Source organism: Neisseria sp. HMSC065D04 (assembly GCF_001815675.1).
Taxonomy (GTDB): domain Bacteria; phylum Pseudomonadota; class Gammaproteobacteria; order Burkholderiales; family Neisseriaceae; genus Neisseria.
This window is the reverse complement of sequence record NZ_KV821518.1, coordinates 182,500-186,501: the sequence shown is the minus strand read 5'-3', so window position 1 is coordinate 186,501 and position 4,002 is coordinate 182,500. Positions and strand designations below refer to the sequence as shown.

Sequence of the window (4,002 nt, the reverse complement as noted above, 5' to 3'; positions counted from 1 at the left end):
CCGTACTGGTTTAAAGTTAATCCACTATATATTTTCAGACGACCTCAAACGGCCAATCCAAACGCGCATTATAATAGCAAATGTAAGTAAATCCAAGCATTCATGACAGCAAAAGGTCGTCTGAAACGCGCTTCCGTGTTTCAGACGACCTTTTATTAATAGTCAATATGTTACGCCTCAAAAACGCCGTTTCAATTTGCAGGCTTGAAGAATATGGACGGCAAGTTCTTCCACCGATTTATCGGTCGTATTAGTGAACGGAATACCGTGACGTTTAAACATATTTTGCGCATCGGCAATCTCACTACGGCAGGTATCGATTTTGGCATAAGTCGAATTCGGACGGCGCTCTTGACGGATGGCCTGCAGGCGTTCGGGTTGAATGGTCAGGCCGAACAGTTTGTCTTTGTAAGGTTTGACCATGCGCGGCAGGTCGGTGGATTCCAAATCGTCGGGAATCAGCGGGTAATTGGCGGCGCGGATACCGTATTGCAAGGCGAGGTAAAGACAAGTCGGCGTTTTGCCCGAACGCGATACGCCCATCAGGATCACATCGGCTTCTTTCAGGTTTTTATCGCTGACGCCGTCGTCGTGGTTGAGCGAGAAATTGACCGCCTCCATACGCGCATCGTAGCGTTGCGTATTGCCGATACTGTGGTGCCCCTGCTCGGCGGCAACCGCCTCGGTGTTGAGTTCTTTTTCCAAAAGCCCAAGGAAGGTTTCGAAAAAATTGATATGGAAAGCGCCCGCTTTTTTGATGATTTCACGGATTTCGTCATTGACGACGCTGACGAAGGCAATCGGACGCAAACCGTTTTCCTGAGCATTGCGGTTGACTATTTCGACGACGGTACGCGCTTTTTCAGGCGTATCGATGAAGGGATAGGTGTGGCGTTTGAATTCGATTCTGCCAAACTGATTCAGCAGTGCCTCACCGATATTTTCAGCAGTCAGGCCGGTACGGTCGGAAATATAAAACACATGGCGCGGGGCGGTCATTCAGTCATCCTTTGAAATTTAAGACAGTTGCAGACGGTTATCATAGCAGCTGAAACCTTCTAAATAAAGGGAATACGCTTAAATTACACCCAACTACAATGCAATTAAACCCACCTTTAAACGCATTTTTATTTTAATAATCGAATTATCTTAAAATTTTATACCCATCCAAAACCTTTCCAAACTCTACCAATCAGTCATTAATCTATTTCAAACCTTATGTTTTACAAAGAAATAGATAACGGGAATACTGGTTTCCCCATCAGATTTCATTTGACTACACGCCTGAAGCCCGCAATTTTTCAGACGACCCGCAAATAAATCGAGACAGAAAAAGCATGACAGCGGTCGTTTGAATCGCTTAAAATAACAAAGCGTATTCGTTTCTTTTTTAACATATCTTGGATTGGACACACAAATGGCTGACAACTACGTAATTTGGTTTGAAAACCTGCGTATGACTGATGTTGAAAGCGTGGGCGGCAAAAACGCCTCCCTAGGTGAAATGATCAGTCAGCTGACTGAAAAAGGCGTCCGCGTCCCCGGCGGCTTTGCCACTACTGCCGAAGCCTACCGCGCATTTTTGGCGCACAACGGACTGAGCGAGCGTATTTCCGCCGCACTGGCACAACTGGATGTGGAAGATGTCGCCGAACTGGCGCGCGTCGGTAAAGAAATCCGCCAATGGATTTTGGATACGCCCTTCCCCGAACAACTGGATGCCGAAATCGAAACGGCATGGAACAAAATGGTTGCAGACGCAGGCGGCGCGGACATTTCCGTTGCCGTCCGTTCTTCTGCGACCGCCGAAGACCTGCCCGACGCATCGTTTGCAGGTCAACAGGAAACCTTCCTGAATATCAACGGCTTGGAAAACGTCAAAGAAGCCATGCGCCATGTATTCGCCTCTTTGTACAACGACCGTGCCATCTCCTACCGCGTTCATAAAGGCTTCGAACACGACATCGTCGCCCTCTCGGCAGGCGTGCAACGCATGGTGCGTTCTGACAGCGGCGCGTCCGGCGTCATGTTCACCCTCGACACCGAATCCGGCTTCGACCAAGTCGTTTTCGTGACTTCATCTTACGGTCTGGGCGAAAACGTTGTACAAGGTGCGGTCAACCCTGACGAATTCTATGTATTCAAACCCACGCTGAAAGCGGACAAACCTGCCATCCTGCGCAAAACCATGGGTTCGAAACAAATCAAAATGATCTTTACCGACAAAGCAGAAGCCGGTAAATCCGTGATGAACGTCGATGTTCCCGAAGAAGACCGCAACCGTTTCTCCATTACCGACGAAGAAATCACCGAGTTGGCACACTACGCGCTGACAATTGAAAAACACTACGGCCGCCCGATGGATATCGAGTGGGGCCGTGACGGCTTGGACGGCAAACTCTACATCCTGCAAGCCCGTCCCGAGACCGTGAAATCCCAAGAAGAAAGCAGCCGCAACCTGCGCCGCTTCGACATCAACGGCGACAAAAACGTCTTGTGCGAAGGCCGCGCCATCGGTCAAAAAGTCGGTCAAGGCAAAGTCCGCTTGGTAAAAGACGCCTCCGAAATGGATTCCGTTGAAGCAGGCGACGTACTCGTTACCGACATGACCGACCCGGATTGGGAGCCGGTAATGAAACGCGCTTCCGCCATCGTTACCAACCGCGGCGGCCGCACCTGCCACGCCGCCATCATTGCGCGCGAACTGGGCATTCCTGCCGTAGTCGGCTGCGGCAATGCGACCGAATTGCTGAGCAACGGTCAAGAAGTTACCGTATCCTGTGCCGAAGGCGATACGGGCTTCATCTATTCCGGCCTGCTGGACGTACAAATCACCGACGTTGCCTTGGACAATATGCCCAAAGCGCCGGTTAAAGTCATGATGAACGTCGGCAACCCCGAACTCGCATTCAGCTTCGCCAACCTGCCGAGCGAAGGCATCGGCTTGGCACGCATGGAATTCATCATCAACCGCCAAATCGGCATCCACCCGAAAGCCTTGTTGGAATTTGACAAACAAGACGATGAATTGAAAGCGGAAATTACCCGCCGCATCGCCGGCTACGCCTCCCCTGTCGACTTCTACGTCGATAAAATCGCCGAAGGCGTGGCAACATTGGCCGCATCGGTTTATCCGCGTAAAACCATCGTCCGTATGTCCGACTTCAAATCCAACGAATACGCCAACTTGGTTGGCGGCAGCATTTACGAACCGCACGAAGAAAACCCGATGCTGGGCTTCCGCGGCGCGGCGCGTTATGTCGCCGAAAGCTTCAAAGACTGCTTCGCCCTCGAATGCAAAGCCCTCAAACGCGTCCGTGACGAAATGGGGCTGACCAACGTCGAAATCATGATTCCGTTCGTCCGCACTTTGGGCGAAGCCGAAGCCGTCGTCAAAGCCTTGAAAGAAAACGGTTTGGAACGCGGTAAAAACGGCCTGCGCCTGATCATGATGTGCGAACTGCCGAGCAACGCGGTATTGGCAGAACAATTCCTGCAATACTTCGACGGCTTCTCCATCGGCTCCAACGACATGACCCAACTGACCCTCGGCCTCGACCGCGACAGCGGCTTGGTGTCCGAATCGTTTGACGAACGCAACCCTGCCGTCAAAGTGATGCTGCATTTGGCAATCTCTGCCTGCCGCAAGCAAAACAAATACGTCGGCATCTGCGGTCAAGGCCCATCAGACCATCCGGACTTTGCCAAATGGCTGGTTCAAGAAGGCATCGAAAGCGTTTCCCTGAATCCGGATACCGTCATCGAAACTTGGCTGTATTTGGCTAATGAGTTGAATAAATAAGCTTTTTATCAACATTGAACAATCCCCCGATTGGAAACATTCGGGGGATTTTATGTAATAGGTGTTACATCAAACATACCTTACCGCATCGATCATCAAACCATACGGGGTCGTCTGAAACACACGATTTCAGTTTTTCAGACGACCCTACATAGATATAGTGGACTAAATTTAAATCAGAACAAGGCGACGAAGCCGCA

At 50.6% G+C, this 4,002-nt stretch carries 2 protein-coding genes; one reads left to right on the top strand and one right to left on the bottom strand.

Translation table 11 applies throughout. The annotated features are described in order from the left end of the window. Positions 1 to 177 precede the first annotated feature (177 nt). Entirely contained in the window at positions 178 to 999 is an 822-nt protein-coding gene (locus HMPREF3050_RS07590; RefSeq protein ID WP_003757356.1) for a posphoenolpyruvate synthetase regulatory kinase/phosphorylase PpsR, read from the bottom strand. 418 nt (positions 1,000 to 1,417) lie between these two features. Between HMPREF3050_RS07590 and ppsA the strand changes: the two genes are divergently transcribed. Continuing rightward, positions 1,418 to 3,802 (top strand): phosphoenolpyruvate synthase, encoded by a 2,385-nt coding sequence (gene ppsA / locus HMPREF3050_RS07585; RefSeq protein WP_070774331.1) that lies wholly within the window; start codon positions 1,418 to 1,420, stop codon positions 3,800 to 3,802. Positions 3,803 to 4,002: the final 200 nt, after the last annotated feature.

Coding starts and splice junctions, on each gene's coding strand:
- ppsA (WP_070774331.1), top strand. CDS start 1,418: ATGGCTGACAACTACGTAATTTGGTTTGAAAACCTGCGTATGACTGAT.
- HMPREF3050_RS07590 (WP_003757356.1), bottom strand. CDS start 999: ATGACCGCCCCGCGCCATGTGTTTTATATTTCCGACCGTACCGGCCTG.